Source organism: Ruegeria sp. CE8, from assembly GCF_056537465.1.
In genome coordinates this window covers 76,494-97,752 of sequence record NZ_JBQFRP010000012.1, presented here as the reverse complement: position 1 = coordinate 97,752, position 21,259 = coordinate 76,494, and the positions used below count along the sequence as shown (strand labels likewise).

Sequence of the window (21,259 nt, the reverse complement as noted above, 5' to 3'; positions counted from 1 at the left end):
CGGGCTTTTCTAAAGTTTAATCGGCAAGCTCTGTTTATTCCTCCCTAATAAACTTGTTTCGAGTCAACTCTGCCGCAAGCGAATCAAAGAATTTGTCATTGGAACCACGGGCCAAGGCCGCTTTTCTCATTGCGGCTCCGTCTCTGAAGAAGTCACTATTCAACACCGCCTCAACACGCCCTTTAGTCAAAGGTTCTTCCGTCACCTGAATTGTAACTCTGCTAAGCGAATAACCATTGTCAAAGGCTGCGGCGATATTAGCGGGGTCAAAAAGTTCAACCGAAGTTGGATTCTTAACATCTTTGTAAGTGACCAATCGTGGCCAAAGCTTCATGGGCAAATCTAAGGGCTCGGTCTGTTTTTTGATCCAGCGAATAGAGCTTTTAAATGACTGCCCCTTTTTGTCTGGAGGTAGCGCACGCACAATCATCCTGCCTGCGTCTTCTTCTATCAACGCAAACAAATACCGTCCGCCGAGATCAGCGACCACTGCTTCACCTGTCAGATCAGTGTGATCATGATCCAGATCACCAGCCCATTCCATAGCACCGGTGAAATCCACCCGGATCACGCTCGACGCGGTCATGGGACCGTCGGGTGTGTCGAAATACAGCACCATTTTCTGATGCCAGTCCGCCTTTTTGGTGCAACCTGTCAACAAAGCGGCCATGATAGCGAACAAGGCTATGTAATATCTCAATCCACTTCTTCCCGCCGGGGTTGATACCCAGCCTGAACAGCTCAATCAATGGGAAGAAACTCTACTCCCCCTCCAACTGCAACCGCAAATCCCGCAGCACCGGCAAGGTACTCCGCACCCGCTCCAGCCCCAACTCTCCGACCACGCGGTTTATCAGCGGGGCAATCGACGAAATCGCCTGATCGCGCGCGCGGCGGCCGGCTGGGCTGATGGCGACCATCTTGCGGCGGGCGTCGTCCCAGTCGGGGCGGATATGGATGTATCCGGCCCATTCCAGTTTGGCCAAAGTGTTGGTCATCGCGCCTCGGGTCACGTGGAACGTATTGGCCAGTTGTGCCGGGCTGCGTTCGCCCCCAACGAACACCAGATGGTTCAACACCGAGAAGTGCGAGATTTCCATGCCCTTGGGCAGCACCCGGCTGAGCCGGTTACGCAATAGCTGGTCTGCGGTCAAAATCTCGCTGAACAGCGTAACCGCGAGGGCATTGGTGTCGTCTGTCATAGTCCGGTTCTGGGTCAGGGCCCGTCGAAGGGCCGCACGTGAGTCAGTGAGGGCACGCGACTGCGCGCCTCTGTCACAGAACTATCATCCAAATCGAAAAAGTGAATGCCCGGATCGGTCCCTGCGTCGATGACGACGTCCCCCCAAGGCGCCACCACCATGCTGTGGCCGTAGGTATAGCGCGTTTTTCCGCGGGTTTTGGGATGTTCCCCGGTTTGGGCCGGGGCCAGTACCCAGCAGCCGTTCTCGATCGCGCGCGCGCGCAGCAGGGATTCCCAGTGTGCAGCACCCGTCACCGGCGAAAAGGCTGCCGGGACCGTCAGAATGCGCGCTCCGGCTTTTGCCAATGCTGAATAGAGATGCGGGAACCGGACATCGTAGCAGACCGTCATCCCGACTTTGCCGAAATCGGTGTCGGCAATCACGGCCTTGTTGCCGGGTCGGTAGTTTTTTGATTCGCGGAAGGTCTCGGATTCGGTGACCTGCACGTCGAACATGTGAATCTTGTCGTACCGCGCCACGATCTGCCCCTGCGGGTCGATCATGAAGGATCGATTGGCAAAGCGGCCATCCGCGTCATGGGTCTTGATCGCAAGAGAGCCAATCAGCAACCAGACACCCAGCGCGGCGGCCCGTTCCCGCAGGCCCGCCAGCGTCTGGTCATCTTCTTCGTGCTGCAGGACTTCGTGCTGCCGCGTGATGCTGGTGGACACGCAGTTCGTCACCTCGGGCGTGAGGATGAACCGCGCGCCTTGCTCCGCTGCCTCGGCCATCATGGCGCGAACCCTGTCCATATTTTCGGCCGGATCGTCCGACGAGGTGATCTGCAGCAGCGCGGTTTTCATCAGGCTGCGAGCAGGCTGTCCAGCTTGCCCTGGCGCTCCAACTCATACAGGTCGTCGCAACCACCTACATGCTGCGTACCAATAAAGATCTGCGGCACGGTCCGCTTGCCACCGGCGCGCTGGATCATCTCGGGCTTGCGCTTGGGATGCATCAGCACGTCGACTTCCTTAAATTCGACGCCTTTCTGCTTCAGCAAGCGCTTGGCCGCGTGACAAAAGCCGCAGAGCGGTGAGGTGTAGATTTCTACCGGTTTCATATTCCGTACCTTCGCGTTTCGCATAACCTTGGGCGAATTAGGCATCCTTGGCAACGCGCGCTAGGGTCAACACGAAAATATGATTTGCCCCGGATGCAAGACAGACACGCGCACAGGCGGCCAAGGTTGCGCCAGAGGTCATCACGTCGTCGACCAGAAGAACATCGCGCCCCTGCATCCGATGTACCCGCTTTGGGTGGGCTGTAATGGCATTCCCAAGAGTCTCTGCCCGCTCAGCCGCTGTCTTGCCGTCCAAAACAGGTGTCCGAACACGGCGAAGCAGAAGGTCCGGACATACCTCAAGCCCAACCTCTTTCCCCAGATGCTGCGCCAGCAAGGCAGATTGGTTGTAGCGGCGCTTAAGCAGCCGGGACCAATGCAGAGGCACCGGCGCGAACAGCATACCTTCCCGGAACAACTCTCGCCCGGCCTGGGCCATCCAGCGGGCGGCAGGACGCGCCAGTTCCGGCCTGTCACCGTGTTTCAGCGCCAGAATCAACGACCGCGCCTTGCGGTCGTACAAAAGGGCCGAACGACCATCCCGCCACGGGCGCGGCGCGGCCATGCAATCGTCACACTCGATCCGATGCCCATCCGAAGACCCCGGCAGCGGCACGCCGCAACTTTCGCAGACGACCCCACCGATGAAAGGTGTATCGCGCCAACAGAACCCGCAGAGGCCAAAATCTGCTTCGGTCAGATCCCCACATCCCAGACAACGCGGGGGGTAGATCAGCGCGACAGCGGTTTGAATTCGCTGCCACATGCGATAATTGCGCCCTATGAAACTGCCTGAGTCCAAAGCACCCTCATTGTTTGATCGCCCGACACTTGCCCGGCACCGCGCCCGCGCGCAGGACGATGCGCTGTTCCTGCACCGCGCTGCTGTGGACGAGGTGGAGGATCGGCTCTCCATGGTTAACAAAACCTTTACGGCTCCGGCGATCGTGACGCCGTTTGCCCCTATCTGGCGTGATTTTCTGCCGGGTGCCGAAGTCGTTGCGGATGATGACGTGCTGGCCCTGACCCCGGGCGCGCATGATCTGGTGATCCACGCCATGGGGTTGCATTGGGCCAACGATCCGGTGGGGCAGCTGATCCAGTGCCACCGCGCCCTGCGACCCGATGGCTTGCTGCTGGCGGTATGTCTAGGCGGTGAAACCCTGCACGAGCTGCGCGCAGCCCTCGGGCAGGCCGAGATCGAGGTGTCCGGAGGCCTTAGCCCCCGCATCGCCCCCATGGCCGAGCTGCGTGATCTGGGAGGATTGCTGCAAAGGGCGGGCTTGGCCCTGCCGGTAGCGGACTCCGCGCGCCTTACGGCGGAATATCGCGATCTGACCCACCTGATGCACGATCTGCGTGCGATGGGTGAAACCAACAGCTTGTCCGGGCGTATCAAACAGCCGACCCGACGGCAGATCTTTGCCCGGGCACAGCAAGTATACGCCGACCATTTCACAACACCTCAGGGGCGTCTGGCAGCCACTTTTGAACTGATATGCCTGACGGGCTGGTCGCCCGACGACAGCCAGCAAAAACCGTTGCGCCCCGGATCAGCTCAGGCGCGCCTTGCAGACGCGCTTGGGACAAATGAAGGCAAACTGTCCAATTGACGATTGGACGATTCCGGTTATCTCAGCCGGAACAGAGAAATCTCAGGAAGCATCAAATGTTTGACGCCACTCGCCCCGATCATGCCCCCGCCGACCACCCCAAGGTCAAAATGGGCCGCGTCGGCATTCTGCTGGCCAATCTAGGCACGCCGGATGACTACAGCTATTGGCCGATGCGCCGCTACCTGAACGAGTTCCTGTCGGATCAACGCGTGATCGACTATCCCAAGTGGAAATGGCAGCCGATCCTGCAGGGGATCATCCTGACCAAACGCCCGTTCAGCTCGGGCGAGGCGTACAAGTCGATCTGGAACCACGACAAGGGCGAAAGCCCGCTGATGACGATTACCAAGGATCAGACGGCCAAACTGCGGGACGCAATGCAGGAACGGTATGGCGATCGAGTGATGGTCGATTTTTGCATGCGGTACGGCAACCCATCGACCAAATCCAAAGTGCGCGAGATGGTTGCAGCAGGCTGCGACCGCATTCTGTTCTTCCCGCTCTACCCACAATATGCGGGCGCAACGACCGCCACGGCAAACGATCAGTTCTTTCGGGCGTTGATGGAGGAAGCCTGGCAGCCGGCCTCCCGCACTGTTCCTGCCTATTTCGACGAACCCGCCTATATCGCCGCTTTGGCGGAATCTGTTGAAAAAGCCTATGCAGCGATGGAAACCAAACCGGACATTCTGGTGTGCTCCTATCACGGTATGCCCGAGCGGTACTTGCAGCAAGGCGACCCTTATCACTGCCAATGCGCAAAGACGACCCGGCTGCTGAAAGACCGGCTGGGATGGTCAGACGAGCAGCTTGTCTCGACCTTCCAGTCGCGATTCGGGCCGGAGGAATGGCTGAAACCATACACGGTCGATCACGTGGCGGATTTGGCGCGTCAGGGAAAGAAAAACATCGCCGTCATCGCACCGGCATTTTCCGCCGATTGCATCGAAACGCTGGAAGAGATCAACGAAGAGATTAAGGAAAGCTTTGAGGAAGCGGGCGGTGAAACCTTCACCTATATCCCCTGCCTCAATGACGATGATTCGCACATCGCAGCGTTGGGCAAAGTGATTCAGGACAATCTGCGCGGCTGGCTGGATTGACCGGCCCGATCATCCGGACGTGAAAAAAGGCGGTGGAGCGATCCACCGCCTTTTCTCTAGATTGTGCTCGTCAAATTAGCTTGCTGCAACAGCTGCGGCAACGACGACCAGCAGGATCAGCGGCAGGATGATGCCCTGCGACGTACCCTGAGTTTCCTCAACAACAACCGGTGCTTCAACAACCGGCTCTTCCAGGTTGCCAGCATATGCGGTCGAAGCAGCAGCAGTCAGTGCAGCGGCGAGAACGAGTTTCTTCATATTAACCTCCAGAATTTGCACGATTCCATATAGCGAAACCGCACACTCAAGACTTACCTCGTGGTTTTTTCTAATCAGCTATCCGGCTGGAATGCAATTGGAACTTAAACCGCAAGCGGGTTCGTGCGCGGAAATGTCGTCAAATTAGCAACACTTGCGTGCCGACCTTCGCCATTGAGAACAGTTCGGCAATGTCCTCGTTAAACAGACCAATACAGCCGTTTGACGAACGGCGCCCGATTTTGCGCGTATCGTGCGTTCCGTGAATGCGATAATACTTCCAGCTGAGGTACAAAGCGTGTGTTCCCAACGGGTTATCCGGACCCGGCGGAATATAGTCCGGCCATTCAGGATTTCTTTTCTTCATTGACGGCGTCGGCGACCAGCTTGGGCCTTCGACCTTGCGAATGACGCTGGTGCGTCCGCGACGAGTCAGTTCTTCGGTCAGTGGAACTGAAGAAGGATAGAGTTTGTAAACCGATTGGTCGTCAGACCAATAATGCAGCGCCCGCGACACCGTATCGACCAGAATGGCCCCATTTCTTGTGTTCGAAAAATAAGGCTGCCAGTCGAGCGCTCTGAAACCCGACACATTGCGGCGGACTTGTGGTTCGGGTTCGGGCGCGGGACGCAGCGGATCTCCGGGGATATATTGTGCGATCGCCGGCGAGGCCAACAAAGCCGAGGCACCGGCCAGAAATCCGCGGCGGCTTGACGAGGGAATGGTTTTCTTGACCATCACGAGCGGTCCTTTGCTAAAGCTGACTTGAAATTTTCACGCATTTTATTGCCAGAATGCGTCAATCGCAAATCAAACCGGCAGATTCACGCAAGAATCAGCCATTGCAGGTTTGCCCAAGCCCGCATGGCGCGCTATGCCGTATGTCGACACAATAATCAGGTCGATCATGACGCGTATCTTTTCTTTACTGCTCCTTTGCTTTGTTGCGCTGGCTGCATGTACCCCAAGCAGCACCCCAACATACGGCTCGGACGGCCGCCCTTTGCCGACGGTCTATAAAATCCGAGGCAACCCGGAAAAACTCCAATTCCGCATGCTGGACTCCGTGAATGCGCTGCGCCAGGCGCAGGGTCTGCAAGCGGTTCAACTCAATTCTCAACTGAACGCCGCTGCGGCCACACATTCCAAAGACATGGCCCGGCAAAACCGCCCCTGGCATTTCGGTTCAGACGGATCGTCGCCATTGGACCGCGCACAACGCGTCGGCTACTACGGATCGTTCCTGGGCGAAGCGATTTCGGAAACCTACGAGACCGAAACCGAAACACTGGCCGCCTGGATGCAGGAGCCCGGTCCGCGCGCGGTGATTATGGATCCCAGAGCGACCCAGATGGGGTTCGCGTGGCATCAGGAAAACGGTGGCAAAATCTGGTGGACATTGGAAATGGGCACAGGCGGTTAACCACAGCCCATATCAAACAAAAAAGCCCCCGAAATTCGGGGGCTTTTTTGTGTTCGATACTTCAGGCAGCCTGCATGGACTGCGCCTCGGTCAGAATTGCATAGAGCTTGACCGGATCGGGATTGGCCCGCAGCTTTGTGCACACGGATGTGTCGCGCAGCGTCCGGGAAACCAACGCAAGGGCTTTGAGGTGATCCACGCCCGCCTCTTCCGGAGCGAAAAGCGCAAACGCGATATCAACGGGCTGCCGGTCTACCGATCCGAAATCAATCGGCTTCTCCAGCATGACAAACACACCGGCGACAGCCTCCAGATCAGTAAGCCGGGCGTGCGGCAATGCCACGCCATGCCCAACGCCGGTTGGTCCCAGGCTTTCACGTTCCAACAAACAATCGACGATTGCCTGCGCGTCCATACCCAGGGTACCGGCCGCAACGTCGCCGATCTCCTGAAACAACCGCTTCTTACTGGAAGCGGCGGACAACACACGTACTGCTTCGGGCTTTAGAATGCTCGAAAGCTCCATGATCACGCTCCACGGCGATGCCCCCGCCAAAGCAGGGGCGCGCCTTGCTACTCTTGCCTGTTACGGATCGATCCAGCCAATATTCCCGTCTTCCCGACGGTACACGACATTCAATCCGTCCTTGTTCTCATTCCGGAACACCAGCACCGGGGCGCCGGCAAGTTCCATCTGCATTACGGCTTCGCCAACACTCAGCGATGGGATCTTGGTTTCCATCTCAGCCACAATCATGGGCTGCAGTGTGTCCGGTTCGTCAGCCGTTTCCGATTCGTCAGAAGCGAGGATATAAGACGACGCCCCGAAGAGTTCAACAGGCTCAGACCGATCCTTGTGATGGTCTTTCAGGCGGCGTTTATACCGGCGCAGTTGTGTTTCCATCTTATCGCAGCATCCCTCAAACGCCGCGTAAATTTCGGTTGCGTGTGCCTTGGCCTGAGCCGTCAGGCCAGTGGAAAGATGCACTGTTGTTTCGCATACATATTCATGCGCTGAACGGGAAAAGACGACGTTGGCATCCGTAGGACGTTGGGCATATTTGCCCACGACCTCGCCCAGTTCGGTCTGCACGTGAGTCTGCAAGGCCGCACCGATGTCGATCTGTTTTCCGCTGATTTGGTAACGCATGTGATCTCCTTCACAATTCACACCCATTTCTGACGTCACGTTACACGACGCACTTGTTTTTATCGGGTGGGGGATATCGGCATTACCTGCGGTAGCCGCACCGGTTCCCCTTCCAGGAAGGGGCGTCGTGATCCAGTCGGGAACCGAGGAAATGCCATGTGCCAATTGAGGCAAGAGACGGCGGAAGAGTCAATCAAAACAGGCGTGTATATACGTGATTTCCGCCATGCACTCGGCGCAAATCTGCGCAAACCTATGAAATACGGAAATTTTCGCCCAGATAGACGCGACGCACGTTTTCGTTTTCGACCACCTCGTCGGGCGTTCCGGACATCAGGACCTGACCGTCGTGAAGGATATAGGCGCGATCGACAATTTCCAGCGTTTCCCGGACGTTGTGGTCCGTGATCAGAACACCGATTCCGCGCTTTTTCAGATCCGCAACCAGATGGCGGATATCACCAACGCTGATCGGGTCGACCCCTGCAAAAGGTTCATCCAGCAGCAAATATTTCGGATCAGCGGCCAGACAGCGCGCGATTTCGACTCGACGGCGTTCACCACCCGACAAAGCCAACGCCGGTGCGCGGCGCAGGTGCTCGATCGAGAAATCGGACAGCAGCTCTTCCAGTCGCTCTTTGCGGCGGTGGGCATGTTTGACGGTGATATCCAGAACGGCGGCAATGTTATCCTCGACGCTCATACCGCGGAAAATCGACATCTCCTGAGGCAGGTAGCCAATCCCCAAACGCGCCCGGCGATACATCGGCAATGTCGTGACCGTCTGCCCGTCAATCGTAACAGTGCCGGCCTCGGGGAACACCAAACCCGCGACCGAGTAGAAGGTCGTGGTCTTGCCCGACCCGTTCGGCCCCAGCAGCGCAACGACTTCGGACCGGCCCAGCGTCATGGACACGTCGCGGATCACCGTCTTTTTGCGATAGGACTTGCGGAGTTTTTCGATTTTCAGGCCGGAGGCACCTTCAGCCACGGTCAGATTTGGTTGGGCCATCAGTTGGCCCCCTGCTGCAGGATCGTCTTCACGTTGCCCGTCATCGTCGCCTTGCCCGTGGTCAGGTTGGCGTTCATCTGGTCGCCGCTGATCGTGCTTGGCCCCTGCAACAGCAGAACGTTGCCCTTCATGACGATCTCGCCCGAGTCGATGGTGTATTCCGCCCAATCACCTTCGGCTGCATCCGGTGGGCTGACCAGGACGACATCCTCGGTCGCTTCCATCCGCTCGATGCCCGAACGTTCTTCGTTGTAGATGACAAGCACGCGTTCTGCGGTCAGACGCATTTCACCCTGAATCACGATCACGTTGCCCAAAAACTCGGCCGAGCCATCTTCCTGATTTACGTTCAGCTTTTCCGATGTCACCTCGACCGGCAGGCTGGGATCAGCATTCGCGGATCCAAAGGCGATCTGTGTTTCCTGTGCGGATACAGAGAACGCGCCGGTTACCAGAGCACAGCTTGCAAGGGCTAAACGAAAATAGAACACAGGTTATCTTTCTGCTTTTTTTGGCTCATACACCAACTTTACACCGTCTGTAAAAATAATATGGACCGGGCCGTCTTTTTTTTCCGTTCCAAATGTCATTCTTCCAGCGGTGAAATCACCGATAATACCGGTTCCGTCGACCTGACCGGGCGTGTCGCCGCGAATTTCGTCCAGCGCAGTGTTCAACAGATCGGTCGTAACGACGATACCGTCCGTTGTTGTTATAACCACATCACCTACAAAGGTAGCCGTATTCTTGTCCGGACGGATCAATCCTGAGTTGGAATCCAGCGTAATTACACCGCCGCTCAAAAGGCCCAGACGGCCGCGGAATTCGGCGGCGGTTGGCGCTTCGCCCTCGGTCCCCTGGGTGGCCCTGGTGGCTTCGATCTGAACGTCCTCTCCCTTTCGAGTGGTGCCGCGATAGTCGGGTTGCGTGACCACCTGGTCCGCCAAGCGCTTATCAATGTCCTGTTGCGTGAAGGGAACGCTCACGTTGGTTTCGATGCTGCGTGACAGCAGGAAGACGGTCGACAGCATTCCAATGGCCACCAGCGGCAGCACCACCTTAAGGAATTGCACCATGCGTGAATGTCCGTCCACCGGTCCGTCCTCCGCCTAGCCCAGCCCAACGCGCAGGCAGTCGTGGATGTGCAACAGCCCTTCGGCCGGGCCCCGCGTCTCGGGATCGACCACGAACAGCGAGGTGATCTTTCGGTCGTTCATAATCGCCACGGCCTCCTCCGCCATTGCGTTCGGGGCAATGGTCAGCGGGTTCGTGGTCATGACCTCTTTGGCGGTCTTGTCCAGAAGCCCATCCATATTCCGGCGCAAGTCACCGTCCGTCACGATCCCCACCAGACGGCCGGAGTCATCGGTTACGCCAACAACGCCAAAGCTTTTCTGGCTCATCACCAGCAACGCCTCGCTCATCGGGGTTCCATTGGGCACCAGCGGTAGATCGGAGTGCATCAGGTCACGCACCGTGGAAAGCTGCGCGCCCAGCTTGCCTCCGGGGTGGAAGGCGCGGAAGTCCTCGGGTTGGAAATCGCGGTACTTCATCAGCGCGATAGCCAGCGCATCGCCCATAGCCAGCGTTAAGGTGGTCGAAATCGACGGTACCATGCCAAAACCGCAGGCCTCGCCCATCGACGGGATCAGCAGGTGAACATCCGCCTGCTTCATCAATGTGCTTTCCGGCTTGCTGGAAAGCCCGATCAGCGGAATGCCGAACCGGCGCGTAAACGCCAGAAGATTAGCCAGTTCCGGCGCTTCGCCCGAATTGGAAATGGCCAGAACCACATCACCCTTCGACACCATGCCCAGATCGCCATGGCTGGCCTCGGCCGGGTGCACAAAATACGCGGGCGTTCCGGTACTGGCCAAAGTGGCAGCGATTTTGTGGCCGATATGGCCAGACTTGCCGATGCCACTGATGATGATGCGGCCCGGAGCCTGCAGGATCAGCTGAACGGCCTCGGCAAAGTGTTCGTCCAAACTTTCCGCCAGAACGTCCAGCGCGCGGGCTTCATCGGTGACAACCTGTCGGGCGGTTCTCAGGAATGCTTCGGTATCGGTCATGAGTGCGCAAAGATATCCGTTTCGGGCCAACCGGCGAGATCCAGTTTCGCACGCATCGGCAGGAAGTCAAAACAGGCTTGCGCCATCTCGGTGCGGCCTTCACGGGCAAGACGCCTGTCCAGAGCGTCTCGAAGCTGGTGCAGGTACAGCACGTCCGAGGCGGCGTATTCCAGTTGGGCGTCGGTCAGGGACTCAGCCCCCCAGTCGCTCATCTGTTGCTGTTTCGAGATATCGACGCCAATCAACTCCTGGCACAAGTTCTTCAAACCGTGCCGGTCGGTATAGGTGCGCACCAATCGACTGGCGATCTTGGTGCAGTATACCGGGGCGGCCAATGCCCCAAACGCGTGATACATCGCAGCGATATCGAACCGACCAAAGTGGAACAGTTTCAATACGTCCGGGTTTTCCAACATGGCGCACAGGTTTGGAGCCTGCACCTGCCCCTTTTCCACCTGAACGATATGGCTGTCGCCGTCGCCACCCGACATCTGGATCACACACAGGCGATCCCGATGCGGGTTCAAACCCATGGTTTCACAGTCAATGGCCACAACAGGGCCCAGATCCAACCCGTCCGGCAGGTCGTTTTTATAGAGGTGGTTCGCCACGGGGCTTGTCCTTTGTCCGGTATCGCCCCCGAGATAGGGGGTTTGGTCCGCAAACTCAACGGCATCAATGCGATTGCAGCGGGTCGGCGCAGGCCGCATTGACTATATCCCCATGGGGAGGATAGGGATATTGCATGACGCAACACAAACACGCTTCCCATCCGCAGATCACAGCGCGCCTCAAAAGGGCAAACGGGCATCTGGCCAAGGTCATCGCCATGCTGGAGGATCAGGCCCCCTGTACCGATATAGCCCAACAGTTGTTTGCGGTCGAAAAGGCGATCTCCAACGCCAAACGGGTCTTGATACATGACCATATCGATCACTGCCTGTCGCCAGCGGACGACAACAATGAGCCAGACGTGGACGATTTCAAAGCCATCACAAAGTACCTGTAACCAATGCTGAGCGTCCTGAAAAACCGCGTTTACCGCCATTTACTGGCAGCACAGGTTGTCGCCCTTGCAGGAACCGGCCTGGCGACGGTTGCTTTGGGGCTGCTGGCTTTTGATCTGGCCGGTGACGCGGCGGGGATGGTTTTGGGAACGGCCCTGACCATCAAGATGGTGGCTTATGTGATCATCGCCCCGCTGGCGGCGGCCTTTGCCGAGCGGTGGGACCGGCGCAAAATGCTGGTCGTGCTGGACCTCGTGCGGGCGGCGGTTGCCATGTGCCTGCCATTCGTAAACGAAATCTGGCAGATCTATGTGCTGATCTTTGTTCTGCAATCGGCCTCTGCCGGTTTCACGCCAGCCTTTCAGGCAACGATCCCGGACGTTCTGACGGACGAACAGGACTATACCAAAGCGCTGTCGCTATCCCGGTTGGCTTATGATCTCGAAAGTCTACTCAGCCCGGCCCTAGCTGCAGCGCTTTTGTTGCTCGTTAGCTTTGACAGCCTGTTCTGGGGAACAAGCCTGGGGTTCATTGCCTCTGCCATCCTAGTTGTATCGGTCGCTCTGCCCTCATCCAAACCAGCGAAACGCCGGGGGATTTATGACCGTACGACACGCGGAATTCGCATTTACCTGGGTACGATGCGGTTGCGTGGCTTGCTGGCGCTGACGTGGACCGCTGCGGCACTCAGCGCGATGGTTATCGTCAATACAGTTGTCATCGTGCGTGCCGATCTTGGACTTTCAGAAAGTGCGGTGGCCGTCGTCCTGGCAGGGTACGGCAGCGGATCCATGCTGGCGGCCTTCGTGCTGCCCTCACTTCTGAACAGTTTCGAGGACCGCAGCGTTATGCTCGCCGGCGCAACGTTCGGGACATTTATGATGGCCGTTGCGGGCAGCCTGTTCGCCTTGGTCCCCATGAACCTGTTGGGCTTAACCGTTCTATGGGCCGGCGTGGGCTTTGGGTATTCGGCGACCCTGACACCCTCTGGCCGCCTGCTGACACGCTCGGCCAACCCCGAAGACCGCCCGGCGGTTTTTGCAGCCCAATTCACCCTGTCCCATGCCTGCTGGCTGGTTCTGTACCCGCTGGCCGGTTGGCTCATGACCTCGCAAGGCGCGGAACAAGCTTTGCTCTGGATGACCTGCGCGGCAATTCTCGGACTGGGCACCGCGTTGTTCATCTGGCCCCGCACCGACCGGAAGCTTGTGTCCGGGGAACACACTGACAAACCTTGAGCTTCCCGAGCGCTTTGCACTACACCTTGACCTCATGGATCAGCTCGACCGCCGCATCATCTCGGCCCTGCAACATAACGCCCGCGAGTCCACGACCAAGATCGCGGCAAAGCTGGGCGTGGCCCGAACCACCGTGCATGAACGCATTCAGCGGATGGAAGAACGCGGCGTGATAGCCGGATATTCGGTGGTTTTGAATGCCCCCGAAGATGCCCCGCGCGTTCAGGTCGTTGTGCTACTGGAAGTTCAGCAGAAAGAGACGACACGCATCATCAAGCGGCTGGAGGCCTACCCGGAGGTCAAGCTTTGTCTGTCCATCAATGGCGAGTTTGACCTGCTCTTGTCCGCTGAGGCCCCGAGGATCGAGGATCTGGATATTCTGGTCGACGATCTGGCCAAAATACCCGGCGTTTTGCGCACCAATACCAGCGTCGTCTTCGGTCGCCGGATCGACCGAAACTGAGCCGTCAATAACCCTCTGTAAACCTTGGCGCGGCTAGCTTGGCACGGACTGATCAGAATCCCGGACCGGCAGAATGCCCCATCGAACGATCTTAGGACTGACCCTGACGGCGTTGTTGATTGCGCAACAGGGTTTCGCGATGTCCGATGCACGAATAGCCAGCGTGTGCGACCACGCCGCCCAGCGCGCGGCCCGGTCCGAAGGTGTGCCGCTGGACGTCATGCGTGCGATAACCCGTGTTGAGACAGGCCGCACGGTGGACGGTGCCTTGCAGCCCTGGCCCTGGACTATCAATGTTGAGGGGAAGGGCACTTGGTTCACCTCTGAATTCGAAGCGAAGTCCTATGTGTTCAACATCTTCAAAGCAGGTAAGCGCAGCTTTGATGTCGGCTGTTTCCAGATCAATTACCGCTGGCACGGCAAGGCGTTTCGGTCGATTGATGCAATGTTCGACCCTAACGAGAACGCCACCTACGCGGCGCGGTTCCTGAAAGAACTCTATTCGGAACTGGGGTCATGGCCCGCCGCCGCCGGGGCGTATCACTCACGCACGCCTACTCTGGCAAACGCCTATATGGAGCGGTTTAAATCCATTTTGGCACAGCTGGATCACAAAGCCCCGACCGCATTGGCTTCGCGCGATCCTTTCACTGGAGCCGCAGGCCCGCTGATCCCGCTGCAAATGCCCGCCAACAACGGCGCGATGGGTTCTCTGGTGCCGGTGACCGGCGCCTCCACCGCCTTTATCTCGTTCAACTAGGAGCCCCGCGTGCCCAAGATCGACGCCCGTTCCCTGTTCTCTCCGACCGTGCTGCTGGCGCTGGCACTGATGACGGTCATAGTGATGATGATCCTGCCCATGCCCGCTTGGGTGCTGGATGTCGGCTTGTCGGCCTCGTTTGCGCTCGCCATCCTGATCTTCACACTGACGCTGTTTATCGAGCGGCCTCTGGATTTCTCGTCTTTCCCAACAATTCTGCTGGCCTCGCTGATGCTGAGACTCTCGCTGAACGTATCGTCGACCAAGTTGATCATCGGTCAGGGGCACACTGGCCCCAACGCCGCAGGCGACGTGATCGAAGGTTTCGCGAATTTCGTCATGGGCGGCAGCATTTTTCTGGGGCTGGTCGTGTTTGGCGTTCTGTTGATCGTGAACTTCATGGTCATCACCAAAGGGGCCGCCCGCATGGCCGAGGTCGGTGCCCGTTTTGCGCTGGACGGTATGCCCGGCAAACAGCTGGCCATCGACAGCGACATGTCCGCCGGGGCTATCGACCACCAGCAGGCCAAGGAACGGCGCGAGCGTGAACAGCAGGAAACGACGTTCTTCGGCTCGCTCGACGGCGCTTCGAAATTCGTCAAGGGCGACGCGATTGCAGGGCTCCTGATCACGCTTCTGAACCTTGTTATGGGTCTGATCATGGGCGTGGTCGTACATGGCATGCCGATCACATCGGCATTTGAAACCTACGCAATCCTGACCGTCGGCGACGGGTTGGTGTCACAGATTCCGGCCGTGATCATCTCGATTGCCTCTGCTCTTTTGCTGGCGCGAGGCGGGACGCAGGGCGCGACGGACAACGCGATCTTTTCGCAACTGGGACGGCATCCCGCCGCGCTGGGAACGGTCGCGGTATTGATGGTGCTGTTTGCACTGGTGCCCGGCCTGCCGTTTTTGCCCTTTATCCTGGGTGCGGGTGTTCTGGGTTATGCGGCTTACGCTGTTCAAAGGAAACAAAAGGCCGAGGCCGACGCGGACCAGACCTCAACATCTGAAGTCGAAGCCCCTGTTTCCCAGGCGATCGGAGACATTCTGGATCTGGATGATGTTCATCTGGAATTCGCCCCGGACCTGGTCAGCATGGTCCTCAACCCCGGCACCGGACTAGATGCGCGGATTGCCAACATGCGGACCTATGTGGCCTCAAGCTTTGGTCTCATCCTGCCGGACATACGCCTGACCGACCGCGCGGAACTGCCGCTGGGAACCTATGTGATCAAGGTACAGGGCGTCGAACAGGCGCGCGGTGTGCTGAACCCCGATCTGGTTCTTGCGCTGGTGCAGGACGGCCATGACATGCTGCCCGACGGCAATGACGTGACCGAACCCGTCTATGGTGCGCCCGCCCGTTGGATTCTGCCAAAGGATCAGGAAGCCGCGGCGCTGAGCGGGGCAACGATTGTGTCTCCGCCGGAAATTCTGGCAACACATCTGCTGGAGATCATAAAGCAGAACTTTGCGCGGCTTCTGACGCTGAAATCCCTGCGCCGTTTGCTGTCCGAGATGACGCGGCTCAGCGATCCGACTCGGGCCGAAGCCAACCGCAAACTGCTGGACGAATTGATCCCCGACAAGGTGCCGATTGACACTCTGCATTCCGTGCTGCGCCTGTTGCTTGAGGAAAAGGTCTCGATCCGCAACATGGCCCTGATCCTGGAAAGCGTGGCCGAAGCGCGCCTGACCACCACCCAGCCCGAGGGGATTTGCGAACTGGTCCGGCAAAAACTGGGCTTCCAGCTTGTCGCAGATATGAAACGCAGCGATGGGTCCATCCCCCTGATCCAGCTTGCGCCCGAGTGGGAGGACACCTTTGCCTCGTATCAAATCGACGCACCTGGTACCGGTCTGGATGTCGCGCTGCCACCGAACCTGTTCAACAAACTGGCGGATGGTGTGGTCGACTCGGTAACGCAATCCGCTGATCACGGGCTATTCCCGGCGGTGGTGACGTCGACGCGCCGGCGCCGGCTGTTGCGCACGATCATGCAGGCGCGCGGTGTGTCGAACCCTGTTCTGTCCTTCGAGGAAATCGGGCTCGAGGCCCGCCCGGCGCTGGTTGGAACGGTGTCCGCATGATCGGTCTGCCCCCCGCCTTGCTACCGCAGCTTGGGGAAGGTTTGTGGCATGTTTTCGCTGTTTTCCTGCGCGTGTCAGCCATGGCTTCCCTTTTGCCCGCATTCGGGGAACGCAGCATTCCAACCCGGGTGAAACTTGGAATCGCTGTCGCGTTTACCTTCGTGATCACACCCGCCGTGCAAGCCCCCAATTCTGATCCCGCATTGCTGGCCTTGGTTCAAATAATCGGAACCGAGGTTCTGATCGGAATCGCACTTGGCGTGGGTCTGCGCCTGTTCGTGCTGGCACTGCAAACGGCGGGATCCATTGCAGCGCAGTCAACGTCCCTGTCGCAAATCCTCGGCGGCGCAGCGACCGACCCGGTCCCGGCGATGGGATATTTGTTGACCTTTGCAGGTCTTGCTCTGGCCGTTTTGCTGGGCTTGCACATCCGCGTCGCCCAGTTCCTGATCCACAGTTACGCTTTGTTTCCCATGGGTGTTGCCCCGCTGGCACCGGATTTGTCACAATGGGGCGTGCAGCAAATCGCACGCAGTTTCAGTCTGGCATTCAGTCTAGCCATGCCCTTCGTCATTGCGTCATTGATCTACAACCTCGCACTAGGGGTCATCAACCGGGCGATGCCGCAGTTGATGGTCGCATTTGTCGGCGCTCCGGCGATCGCCTTTGCCGGTCTGTTTTTGCTGTTTGCAGGCGCGCCCTTGATCCTGTCGGTGTGGTCCGACGCATTGTTTGCTTTCTTCCTGAACCCGCTTGAGGCCACCAGATGAGCGGGCAGGACGATGATAGTGACAAGTCGTTTGAACCGACGCCGCAAAAGCTTCAGAAAGCGCGCGATAAAGGCGAGGTCGCCAAGTCAAACGACCTTTCCGTTGTCGCAGCCTATGTCGGCCTGCTGATCGCGTTACTGGCTGCAGGTCAATTCGCAGTGCAGCGCATGGGGTCCATGTTTGTCGTTTTCATCGACCAATCGGATGAGTTCGCCCAATTGCTTTCCACAGGCCCGGCGTCCGGCCTTGTGGGCGGGATGCTCCGGTCGGCCTTAATATCCGCATCCATCTTGTTTGCTTTGCCCGCCGCGGCCGTTCTTCTCAGCCTTATTGCGCAGCGCGCGTTAGTCTTTGCCCCCAGTAAACTGAAACCCAAACTGTCGCGTATTTCGATCCCATCCAACGCAAAGAACAAGTTTGGTCGCAGCGGCCTGTTCGAGTTTGCCAAAAGTTTCGCAAAACTGGTGATTTACTGCACCTGTCTGGCCCTGTTCCTGCGCGCCAACCTCAACGAACTACTCTCCGCCAGCGCCGCACCGGCGCGGTCTTCGGTCATGCTGATGATGAACCTTCTGTTTCGCTTTTTGTTCATCGTCATAGCAGTCGCGCTGGCCATCGGCGTAGTCGATTACCTTTGGCAATACGCCGAACACATGCGCAAGAACCGCATGTCGCGCAAAGAAATTCAGGATGAGACCAAAGATGCCGAGGGCGACCCGCATATGAAACAGCAGCGCCGCCAGCGTGCTCAGGAAATTGCGACCAATCAGATGATGGCGGATGTGCCACAGGCTGACGTGGTCATAGTTAACCCAACCCATTTTTCCGTCGCCTTGAAGTGGTCCAGAACAGCCGGATCTGCGCCGGTCTGCGTCGCCAAGGGGGTGGATGAAGTCGCCGCGGCAATTCGTGAGGCGGCAGGACAGGCGGGTGTTCCGATCCACTCGGACCCGCCGACGGCGCGCGCGCTGCATGCAACCGTGGAGATCGGTCAGGAGATTTCAGAAGAGCATTACCGCCCCGTGGCAGCGGCGATCCGGTTCGCAGAGGCGATGCGCAAACGGGCAAAGGAGCAAATTTAATGAAACGCAAACAGTTGACGGATCTGGAAAAGGTAACCGACGCCGTGTTTCAGCGGGAGTACCAATCCCTGCGCCCTGTTCTGGAGGCCGAGGCGCGCGTTCAACACCAGTTGGCCCGGCTCGACGCCCAGGTACAACAGTCCAGGCAAGAGATTGAACTGGCAGAAGGGTATCAGGTCACTGGTACGGACGTGCTCTGGAACGGTTGGGAATCCGCGACCCGTCGGCGGTTGAACATCCAACTCTCCGGCCTTCGGGCGCAAAAACTGGCGGCCCTGGAAAGTTTGCGCATCGCATTCGGGCGCAAGCAGGCCGTGGCTAAGCTGGCTGAAAAAAGTTCATCGGCACGTCGGGCTTCGCATGGTTGCAGTTCAAAACTCTAAACAAGACCGGCGCGCAGCAAATCGTTCAGTACGTCAGGTATCCTGACGGCTGACACTCATAATCAGAACCTTTGAAACGTCGTCGCCCAAGTCCTTGCGGGCCTCGTCCAGCAGTGCCTTGCGCAGAACATCAAGATTACCGGAGTGGGTGAAGTTCCCATTAAACCCGCCGGTATTGGCGTGGTCGAAAAGCACCTGCAGAAAACGGTCACGCAGCTTGGGCTCTACGGCGTAAAGAGACTCGGTCATTCCTGGTGTGACCTCAAGGCTGAGGGACATGGTGACCAGGGCGGCAATTCGGTCTGACTCCACGACTGGAACCACGAATTGCTTTGTCAGTTTCAGATACTCATACGCGCCCGAACCTTCCTTTTTCTCTCCCTCACCGGACTTGTTGGCCTTTTTAGTCTCTGATTTGGCAGTTTTTTTCGTCGATTTCTCTTCGCTAAGGTCCGAGGTCGTTTTCTCGCCAGCGTCTACCTCTTTCTCGGAAGGGGCCAGGACCAGGCCTGCCGCAACTCCGCCTCCGAGGCCAACCAACAGAAAGATAAACGGGGTCAATTTCTTTATCACGGTCACACCTCAGAACGGCAAAATTGAGTCCAGGATTTGCTGTCCATATCGGGGCTGCTGAACATCGGTGATCTGACCGCGGCCACCGTATGACACACGCGCCGAAGCAATCTTGTCATAGGTAATCTCGTTCTGGCGCGAGATATCCTGAGGGCGGACATAACCGGCGACCAAAAGCTCACGGAGTTCAAAATTGACCCGCAGTTCCTGCGAACCCGAGATTGAAAGCACGCCGTTCGGCAGCACATCAATCACAGTTGCGGCAACCCGCAATGTCAGCTTTTCTTTCCGCTTCACCGACCCTTTGCCTTTACTGGTCGACGCAGAATCAATCGACACAGCTTCGTCCAGGGATGCGCCATCCGGCAACTTCTCCGCCGCGCGCTGAGGCAAACCAAACAGCCCTGGCACCTCAAGGCTTTCTGACCCACTGCGGGATCGGTTGGTGTCGTTCGAGATTTCGGCCTTTTCATCCAGCTCGATCACGACCGTCAGGATATCGCCCTTCTTGATCGCCCGCTGGTCGCCCAGCAAGGACTGTTGACCGCCGCTCCAAAGCGAGGATCTGTCGACGTTGCGTTGAGGTTGTGTATGCAGGGGCAGCCCCGGCCAGAGCATCGCCACATGTTCCGGAGATTCCTCGTTCGGCGTAAAGCTTGGCGGCTTGCCAAGATGATCCACACGACCGCAAGCCGACACTGCCAGCGTGGCGATCAACAAAGACTTCGAAAGTGCTGACATCATTTTACCTCGATCTGGCCGTCGGACCGGACAAAGCCGGTGACGGTCGTTCGGGACGAAAGATTCATGACGCGAATGCGGTCCCCGGCCGCACCACGCCCCAGCGCGCGACCTTCTGCGGTGATGGACAATGGCTGTCGGTCAAAGACCAACACAACAAGGTCGTTGCGGCCCACGATTGCCGGAGGCCCAACATCGCCCTCACGAATTGGACGCCCGGGGTACAGCGCTACACGCGCTTCCTGTCCAATCAGAAACTCCGGATTTACTACCGCATTCGGGACGACCTGATTTTTGATCTCAAGATCCGCAGCCGAAATGATCTCCTTGGCTCGAATGGTGCGTCTTGACACAACGATTTCAGCCTGAGCGGATATCGGTGACATCAAGGCCAGAGCCATGCAGAATGCCCTCATCAGCGCACCTGTGTGGTCGCGCCCATCATCTGATCGACGGCTGATATGACCTTGGCGTTCATTTCATACCCGCGCTGTGCCTCGATCAGTTCGGTGACCTCGCGCACAGCGTCGACCGAGCTGTCTTCGAGATACCCCTGCCGCAGCGTGCCCAACCCGTCCTCTCCCGGCGCGCCAACCACAGGCGCGCCCGAGGCCTCGGTCTCTTTGAACAGGTTGCTGCCAATCGCCTCGAGACCCTTGGCATTGGAAAAACTGGCAAGAGTGAACTCTCCCAACAGCTGGCCTTCGGGTGCGTCATCGAAATAGGCGTAGACCTCACCCGAGGCGTTGATCGAGATTGACAGCGCGTCGTCGGGAATGGTGATTTCAGGTGCCACAGCAAACCCGTCAGACGTTACGATCAAACCCTCGGCGGACCGTTTCAGGCTACCGTCCCGCGTGTAGCCGGACTGGCCATTGGGCAGCGTCACTTCCAGATATCCACGCCCTTCGATCGCGACGTCCAGATCGCTGCCGGTGGCCGAGAGCGCGCCCTGCGACAGTTGCACGGTCACAGCTGCAGGGCGGACACCCAGCCCAAGCTGGATACCGGTCGGGAGCACCGTTCCGTCATTGGCGTTCACTGTCCCTGCGCGCGCCACCTGTTGATAGTGCAGATCGGCAAACTCTGCCCGTCTCGCGTTAAAGCCGGTTGTGTTCATATTCGCCAGGTTGTTCGAGATCGTCTCGACCCGCATTTGCTGTGCAGTCATACCCGTGGCTGCGATTTTTAAAGCCCGCATATCAA

29 protein-coding genes are annotated in these 21,259 nt (G+C 58.1%); 11 read left to right on the top strand and 18 right to left on the bottom strand.

Annotated features, from left to right (window positions below; translation table 11 throughout):
• Nucleotides 1-34: 34 nt before the first annotated feature.
• The 5 genes from ACR0AA_RS18235 to ACR0AA_RS18215 form a co-directional block, all read right to left on the bottom strand.
• On the bottom strand, nucleotides 35-700 hold the full coding sequence (locus tag ACR0AA_RS18235) for a hypothetical protein (RefSeq protein ID WP_480756598.1): 666 nt from the start codon (nucleotides 698-700) through the stop codon (nucleotides 35-37).
• 61 nt (nucleotides 701-761) lie between these two features.
• Complete coding sequence (locus tag ACR0AA_RS18230; protein ID WP_480756595.1) at nucleotides 762-1,202, bottom strand: MarR family winged helix-turn-helix transcriptional regulator; 441 nt, start codon at nucleotides 1,200-1,202, stop codon at nucleotides 762-764.
• Nucleotides 1,203-1,216: 14 nt separating this feature from the next.
• On the bottom strand, nucleotides 1,217-2,047 hold the full coding sequence (locus ACR0AA_RS18225) for a carbon-nitrogen hydrolase family protein (RefSeq protein WP_480756593.1): 831 nt from the start codon (nucleotides 2,045-2,047) through the stop codon (nucleotides 1,217-1,219).
• Nucleotides 2,047-2,304, bottom strand: coding sequence for a glutaredoxin 3 (gene grxC / locus ACR0AA_RS18220; RefSeq protein ID WP_480665444.1), 258 nt, complete (start codon nucleotides 2,302-2,304; stop codon nucleotides 2,047-2,049). The genes ACR0AA_RS18225 and grxC overlap by 1 nt, the downstream gene beginning before the upstream one ends.
• Before the next feature lie 37 nt (nucleotides 2,305-2,341).
• A complete protein-coding gene (locus ACR0AA_RS18215) occupies nucleotides 2,342-3,070 on the bottom strand; it encodes a ComF family protein (RefSeq protein WP_480756589.1) in 729 nt (242 codons plus the stop codon).
• Between the two features lie 16 nt (nucleotides 3,071-3,086).
• Here ACR0AA_RS18215 and ACR0AA_RS18210 point away from each other — a divergent pair, with 16 nt between their 5' ends.
• Nucleotides 3,087-3,917 (top strand): methyltransferase domain-containing protein, encoded by an 831-nt coding sequence (locus tag ACR0AA_RS18210; RefSeq protein WP_480665446.1) that lies wholly within the window; start codon nucleotides 3,087-3,089, stop codon nucleotides 3,915-3,917.
• A 56-nt stretch (nucleotides 3,918-3,973) separates the two neighbouring features.
• The gene (gene hemH, locus ACR0AA_RS18205) at nucleotides 3,974-5,023 is read left to right on the top strand and encodes a ferrochelatase (protein WP_480756587.1); all 1,050 of its coding nucleotides are present in this window, start codon (nucleotides 3,974-3,976) and stop codon (nucleotides 5,021-5,023) included.
• Between the two features lie 75 nt (nucleotides 5,024-5,098).
• On the opposite strand, the gene ACR0AA_RS18200 is transcribed toward hemH, so the two are convergent.
• Together ACR0AA_RS18200 and ACR0AA_RS18195 are read right to left on the bottom strand one after the other, a co-directional pair.
• A complete protein-coding gene (locus ACR0AA_RS18200) occupies nucleotides 5,099-5,281 on the bottom strand; it encodes a hypothetical protein (protein WP_170379961.1) in 183 nt (60 codons plus the stop codon).
• Between the two features lie 139 nt (nucleotides 5,282-5,420).
• Entirely contained in the window at nucleotides 5,421-6,020 is a 600-nt protein-coding gene (locus ACR0AA_RS18195; RefSeq protein ID WP_480665448.1) for a L,D-transpeptidase, read from the bottom strand.
• Nucleotides 6,021-6,189: 169 nt separating this feature from the next.
• Between ACR0AA_RS18195 and dalA the strand changes: the two genes are divergently transcribed.
• On the top strand, nucleotides 6,190-6,705 hold the full coding sequence (gene dalA, locus ACR0AA_RS18190; protein WP_480665449.1) for a divisome-associated lipoprotein DalA: 516 nt from the start codon (nucleotides 6,190-6,192) through the stop codon (nucleotides 6,703-6,705).
• Nucleotides 6,706-6,766: 61 nt separating this feature from the next.
• On the opposite strand, the gene ACR0AA_RS18185 is transcribed toward dalA, so the two are convergent.
• From ACR0AA_RS18185 to ACR0AA_RS18155, 7 genes are all read right to left on the bottom strand, one after another.
• Entirely contained in the window at nucleotides 6,767-7,231 is a 465-nt protein-coding gene (locus ACR0AA_RS18185; RefSeq protein WP_480665450.1) for a PTS sugar transporter subunit IIA, read from the bottom strand.
• Nucleotides 7,232-7,291: 60 nt separating this feature from the next.
• Nucleotides 7,292-7,855 (bottom strand): ribosome hibernation-promoting factor, HPF/YfiA family, encoded by a 564-nt coding sequence (gene hpf / locus ACR0AA_RS18180; RefSeq protein WP_058273067.1) that lies wholly within the window; start codon nucleotides 7,853-7,855, stop codon nucleotides 7,292-7,294.
• A 253-nt stretch (nucleotides 7,856-8,108) separates the two neighbouring features.
• Complete coding sequence (gene lptB / locus ACR0AA_RS18175; protein ID WP_480665451.1) at nucleotides 8,109-8,867, bottom strand: LPS export ABC transporter ATP-binding protein; 759 nt, start codon at nucleotides 8,865-8,867, stop codon at nucleotides 8,109-8,111.
• The gene (locus ACR0AA_RS18170; protein ID WP_480665452.1) at nucleotides 8,867-9,358 is read right to left on the bottom strand and encodes an LptA/OstA family protein; all 492 of its coding nucleotides are present in this window, start codon (nucleotides 9,356-9,358) and stop codon (nucleotides 8,867-8,869) included. The genes lptB and ACR0AA_RS18170 overlap by 1 nt, the downstream gene beginning before the upstream one ends.
• Before the next feature lie 3 nt (nucleotides 9,359-9,361).
• Complete coding sequence (locus ACR0AA_RS18165; protein ID WP_480665453.1) at nucleotides 9,362-9,961, bottom strand: LPS export ABC transporter periplasmic protein LptC; 600 nt, start codon at nucleotides 9,959-9,961, stop codon at nucleotides 9,362-9,364.
• Nucleotides 9,962-9,976: 15 nt separating this feature from the next.
• Nucleotides 9,977-10,939 carry a KpsF/GutQ family sugar-phosphate isomerase gene (locus tag ACR0AA_RS18160; protein ID WP_480665454.1) on the bottom strand — a complete coding sequence of 321 codons (963 nt, stop codon included), beginning with the start codon at nucleotides 10,937-10,939 and terminating at the stop codon, nucleotides 9,977-9,979.
• Entirely contained in the window at nucleotides 10,936-11,550 is a 615-nt protein-coding gene (locus ACR0AA_RS18155; RefSeq protein WP_480665455.1) for a ribonuclease D, read from the bottom strand. The genes ACR0AA_RS18160 and ACR0AA_RS18155 overlap by 4 nt, the downstream gene beginning before the upstream one ends.
• A gap of 134 nt (nucleotides 11,551-11,684) precedes the next feature.
• Here ACR0AA_RS18155 and ACR0AA_RS18150 point away from each other — a divergent pair, with 134 nt between their 5' ends.
• The 8 genes from ACR0AA_RS18150 (at nucleotide 11,685) to ACR0AA_RS18115 (ending at nucleotide 18,739) form a co-directional block, all read left to right on the top strand.
• A complete protein-coding gene (locus ACR0AA_RS18150) occupies nucleotides 11,685-11,948 on the top strand; it encodes a metal-sensing transcriptional repressor (RefSeq protein WP_480665456.1) in 264 nt (87 codons plus the stop codon).
• A gap of 3 nt (nucleotides 11,949-11,951) precedes the next feature.
• On the top strand, nucleotides 11,952-13,184 hold the full coding sequence (locus ACR0AA_RS18145; protein ID WP_480756580.1) for an MFS transporter: 1,233 nt from the start codon (nucleotides 11,952-11,954) through the stop codon (nucleotides 13,182-13,184).
• Between the two features lie 34 nt (nucleotides 13,185-13,218).
• Nucleotides 13,219-13,647: an Lrp/AsnC family transcriptional regulator gene (locus ACR0AA_RS18140; RefSeq protein WP_480665458.1), complete on the top strand. Its 429-nt coding sequence runs from the start codon at nucleotides 13,219-13,221 to the stop codon at nucleotides 13,645-13,647.
• A 73-nt stretch (nucleotides 13,648-13,720) separates the two neighbouring features.
• Complete coding sequence (locus tag ACR0AA_RS18135; protein ID WP_480665459.1) at nucleotides 13,721-14,407, top strand: transglycosylase SLT domain-containing protein; 687 nt, start codon at nucleotides 13,721-13,723, stop codon at nucleotides 14,405-14,407.
• 9 nt (nucleotides 14,408-14,416) lie between these two features.
• Entirely contained in the window at nucleotides 14,417-16,504 is a 2,088-nt protein-coding gene (flhA, locus tag ACR0AA_RS18130) for a flagellar biosynthesis protein FlhA (RefSeq protein WP_480665460.1), read from the top strand.
• A complete protein-coding gene (locus ACR0AA_RS18125) occupies nucleotides 16,501-17,274 on the top strand; it encodes a flagellar biosynthetic protein FliR (RefSeq protein WP_480665461.1) in 774 nt (257 codons plus the stop codon). Before flhA ends, ACR0AA_RS18125 begins: the two co-directional genes overlap by 4 nt.
• Entirely contained in the window at nucleotides 17,271-18,356 is a 1,086-nt protein-coding gene (locus ACR0AA_RS18120; protein WP_480665462.1) for an EscU/YscU/HrcU family type III secretion system export apparatus switch protein, read from the top strand. Before ACR0AA_RS18125 ends, ACR0AA_RS18120 begins: the two co-directional genes overlap by 4 nt.
• A complete protein-coding gene (locus ACR0AA_RS18115; protein ID WP_480665463.1) occupies nucleotides 18,356-18,739 on the top strand; it encodes a hypothetical protein in 384 nt (127 codons plus the stop codon). Before ACR0AA_RS18120 ends, ACR0AA_RS18115 begins: the two co-directional genes overlap by 1 nt.
• 33 nt (nucleotides 18,740-18,772) lie before the next feature.
• On the opposite strand, the gene ACR0AA_RS18110 is transcribed toward ACR0AA_RS18115, so the two are convergent.
• Genes ACR0AA_RS18110 through flgG form a run of 4 tightly spaced genes read right to left on the bottom strand, consistent with a single transcriptional unit; the run spans nucleotide 18,773 to nucleotide 21,254 of the window.
• Nucleotides 18,773-19,312, bottom strand: a complete 540-nt coding sequence (locus ACR0AA_RS18110; RefSeq protein WP_480665465.1) for a flagellar basal body-associated FliL family protein — start codon at nucleotides 19,310-19,312, stop codon at nucleotides 18,773-18,775.
• A 9-nt stretch (nucleotides 19,313-19,321) separates the two neighbouring features.
• Nucleotides 19,322-20,053, bottom strand: a complete 732-nt coding sequence (gene flgH, locus ACR0AA_RS18105) for a flagellar basal body L-ring protein FlgH (protein WP_480665531.1) — start codon at nucleotides 20,051-20,053, stop codon at nucleotides 19,322-19,324.
• Nucleotides 20,053-20,469, bottom strand: a complete 417-nt coding sequence (gene flgA / locus ACR0AA_RS18100; RefSeq protein ID WP_480665466.1) for a flagellar basal body P-ring formation chaperone FlgA — start codon at nucleotides 20,467-20,469, stop codon at nucleotides 20,053-20,055. The genes flgH and flgA overlap by 1 nt, the downstream gene beginning before the upstream one ends.
• Nucleotides 20,469-21,254, bottom strand: a complete 786-nt coding sequence (gene flgG / locus ACR0AA_RS18095) for a flagellar basal-body rod protein FlgG (RefSeq protein ID WP_480665467.1) — start codon at nucleotides 21,252-21,254, stop codon at nucleotides 20,469-20,471. Before flgG ends, flgA begins: the two co-directional genes overlap by 1 nt.
• Nucleotides 21,255-21,259 lie beyond the last annotated feature (5 nt).

What these genes read in the sequence shown, in the direction of transcription:
- ACR0AA_RS18140 (WP_480665458.1), top strand. Translation starts at nt 13,219, where the DNA reads ATGGATCAGCTCGACCGCCGCATCATCTCGGCCCTGCAACATAACGCC.
- ACR0AA_RS18145 (WP_480756580.1), top strand. Translation starts at nt 11,952, where the DNA reads ATGCTGAGCGTCCTGAAAAACCGCGTTTACCGCCATTTACTGGCAGCA.
- ACR0AA_RS18150 (WP_480665456.1), top strand. Translation starts at nt 11,685, where the DNA reads ATGACGCAACACAAACACGCTTCCCATCCGCAGATCACAGCGCGCCTC.
- ACR0AA_RS18195 (WP_480665448.1), bottom strand. Translation starts at nt 6,020, where the DNA reads ATGGTCAAGAAAACCATTCCCTCGTCAAGCCGCCGCGGATTTCTGGCC.
- ACR0AA_RS18225 (WP_480756593.1), bottom strand. Translation starts at nt 2,047, where the DNA reads ATGAAAACCGCGCTGCTGCAGATCACCTCGTCGGACGATCCGGCCGAA.
- hpf (WP_058273067.1), bottom strand. Translation starts at nt 7,855, where the DNA reads ATGCGTTACCAAATCAGCGGAAAACAGATCGACATCGGTGCGGCCTTG.
- ACR0AA_RS18230 (WP_480756595.1), bottom strand. Translation starts at nt 1,202, where the DNA reads ATGACAGACGACACCAATGCCCTCGCGGTTACGCTGTTCAGCGAGATT.
- flgH (WP_480665531.1), bottom strand. Translation starts at nt 20,053, where the DNA reads ATGTCAGCACTTTCGAAGTCTTTGTTGATCGCCACGCTGGCAGTGTCG.
- ACR0AA_RS18120 (WP_480665462.1), top strand. Translation starts at nt 17,271, where the DNA reads ATGAGCGGGCAGGACGATGATAGTGACAAGTCGTTTGAACCGACGCCG.
- ACR0AA_RS18125 (WP_480665461.1), top strand. Translation starts at nt 16,501, where the DNA reads ATGATCGGTCTGCCCCCCGCCTTGCTACCGCAGCTTGGGGAAGGTTTG.
- dalA (WP_480665449.1), top strand. Translation starts at nt 6,190, where the DNA reads ATGACGCGTATCTTTTCTTTACTGCTCCTTTGCTTTGTTGCGCTGGCT.
- ACR0AA_RS18185 (WP_480665450.1), bottom strand. Translation starts at nt 7,231, where the DNA reads ATGGAGCTTTCGAGCATTCTAAAGCCCGAAGCAGTACGTGTGTTGTCC.
- lptB (WP_480665451.1), bottom strand. Translation starts at nt 8,867, where the DNA reads ATGGCCCAACCAAATCTGACCGTGGCTGAAGGTGCCTCCGGCCTGAAA.
- ACR0AA_RS18160 (WP_480665454.1), bottom strand. Translation starts at nt 10,939, where the DNA reads ATGACCGATACCGAAGCATTCCTGAGAACCGCCCGACAGGTTGTCACC.
- hemH (WP_480756587.1), top strand. Translation starts at nt 3,974, where the DNA reads ATGTTTGACGCCACTCGCCCCGATCATGCCCCCGCCGACCACCCCAAG.
- flgG (WP_480665467.1), bottom strand. Translation starts at nt 21,254, where the DNA reads ATGCGGGCTTTAAAAATCGCAGCCACGGGTATGACTGCACAGCAAATG.
- ACR0AA_RS18115 (WP_480665463.1), top strand. Translation starts at nt 18,356, where the DNA reads ATGAAACGCAAACAGTTGACGGATCTGGAAAAGGTAACCGACGCCGTG.
- ACR0AA_RS18135 (WP_480665459.1), top strand. Translation starts at nt 13,721, where the DNA reads ATGCCCCATCGAACGATCTTAGGACTGACCCTGACGGCGTTGTTGATT.
- ACR0AA_RS18200 (WP_170379961.1), bottom strand. Translation starts at nt 5,281, where the DNA reads ATGAAGAAACTCGTTCTCGCCGCTGCACTGACTGCTGCTGCTTCGACC.
- grxC (WP_480665444.1), bottom strand. Translation starts at nt 2,304, where the DNA reads ATGAAACCGGTAGAAATCTACACCTCACCGCTCTGCGGCTTTTGTCAC.
- flgA (WP_480665466.1), bottom strand. Translation starts at nt 20,469, where the DNA reads ATGAGGGCATTCTGCATGGCTCTGGCCTTGATGTCACCGATATCCGCT.
- ACR0AA_RS18210 (WP_480665446.1), top strand. Translation starts at nt 3,087, where the DNA reads ATGAAACTGCCTGAGTCCAAAGCACCCTCATTGTTTGATCGCCCGACA.
- ACR0AA_RS18215 (WP_480756589.1), bottom strand. Translation starts at nt 3,070, where the DNA reads ATGTGGCAGCGAATTCAAACCGCTGTCGCGCTGATCTACCCCCCGCGT.